General features: G+C 36.4%; 1 protein-coding gene. It reads right to left on the bottom strand.

What is annotated here, in order from left to right:
• Positions 1 to 265: 265 nt before the first annotated feature.
• Positions 266 to 1,570 (bottom strand): hypothetical protein, encoded by a 1,305-nt coding sequence (locus ACOVQ4_RS15020; protein WP_421821446.1) that lies wholly within the window; start codon positions 1,568 to 1,570, stop codon positions 266 to 268.
• Between the last annotated feature and the right edge of the window lie 315 nt (positions 1,571 to 1,885).

The following is a 1,885-nucleotide window of genomic DNA, read 5'->3' as shown; positions in this document are numbered from 1 at the left end:
CCGCAGTACTCTTTTTCAACAACGGTATGGCAATATGGTCTTACAAAACAAAACTCATAAAACTACAAAATGTTCATTTTTAACAGCTTATATACTTCTGCATGCGCTGAGTCGATAAGACAAAGTATTTGGTTTTTTACAGAAATTAACAAAAAAAAAACACCTCGATTACCATCTTAGATTTACGAGAAAGACTTTCCCGAAATTCGGGAAAGCCTTTGCATTGAAACCACTTGTATAATTATTTATGAATCCAAATGCGTCTTTATTTTTTGATTTTAATCTTAAAATTGGCGCTCAACTCTTTTCCTTGGGTAGTCGTCACCTTTATTTTAATTTGATCATCTCTATCTTTGCCTTTGTCTTTATCCCATGCACTAATCTGATAGTAAATTTTGGTTCCTTTCACATACGCAGTACCATGCGAACCCTGTTCTGTGACACTTACCGAGCTAATCTCGGCACAGGATGAAAGATAAAGTTGATAGGGAATCTCAAATGGAGTAGCTTGAACAATCGTTTCTGAAACTTCCATTACGCCATTATCAAACTTGACATCACAGTCAGTAGCCCGAATTAGACTTATTTTGACCCAAACACCCGGTGATGCAACCCCATATTTGTCAGAAAGCGTATATTCCAGATAATCATCTATTTGTGTAAAGTAACTCGGAAAGCTTGCGGCTATTGGTTCATAATCTATCTTTCCGTTGCTTACACTTGCTGTACCATACTTTGGTAATTTGGTTATTTTGAGGGTACTAGCATTATAAGTTGAGCAAAGGTTATCGTTTGCCAAAATATCCAATTGTACCTTCGGAATATTACTTGGAATCCCATAGTAATTGGGCAATAGACTCGTAATGCAAGGTCTCACCGAAGAACCTTCCACGTCTAATTTTACTGCTGCAGTCATACAAATTCCTTGAGTACCAGCCGAGCATACCCGATAAAACAACAAATCAGGGCCATCATAATCCTTTTGGGGAGTGTATACAATTCGGTTGTTTTTTACAACCGCCGAGCCAAATAAAGGATTGAGGGCAACCTCTAAACTAGATGAATCCAATATGGCGTTACAATATCTATCGTTTTTCAACACGTCTAACACACACTCTCCGCCTTTGTTGATACATTGAAACCAATCGGGCATCACCCCTGCATTACAGGGTACTTTGCCCCAGTCATTAGTGATTTTTACCCAAATACTATCCTTAATTTGCTTTTGGGTGTCTTTATTTATCACGTTCAGAATCAACATATCTGTTGCGTCCGAAACCGTGGAATCGGGCATATACACAATAAATTTACCACTCAGGGTAAAATATGCTTTACCATAGCTTCCATTCTTTTCAATGGTGATGGCATGCCCTGTCAGGTTTTTCAAAAAATCCTTGACATTGATTGTCACCATATTGGATGGACTAGTATAAAGCGTATGAATATCCCAAAGTGCAGTTTGCGTACCAACAGGCGTGACCGGAACCACATCCTTTTTGATTTCGTCACACCCAAGCAATACAATTACTACGCTTAGTAAAATGGCAATATGTTTTATAAAAAACTTCATTCTTTTTTCTCAAGAAAGTATCGTGTTCTTTATTCTTTCTTGCTATACATATTTAAGGTACGTGGTTTTAAGTAGGAAAACATATTAGTTAAAAGTATATCGGTTATTTGAAGATATTCACAACCAAAAGATTACAGGCAAATTTTGCCTCAGCTATACCATTAATTTAATCTTTCCTATTATTTATATCTAAAAAACTTGATACAATAGCGAGACTAAGTAATCGTGCAGAATAAGATTAAAGTTTTGTGTTGAAAGCACTAATTACTGGACAAAATTGAAGTTACTAGTTCAAGACTTAGTCTTGGACTCATT

It is taken from the genome of Flectobacillus sp., assembly GCF_049240685.1.
In the GTDB taxonomy this organism is placed as follows: Bacteria; Bacteroidota; Bacteroidia; order Cytophagales; family Spirosomataceae; genus Flectobacillus.
This window is presented reverse-complemented; position numbering and strand designations above follow the sequence as displayed.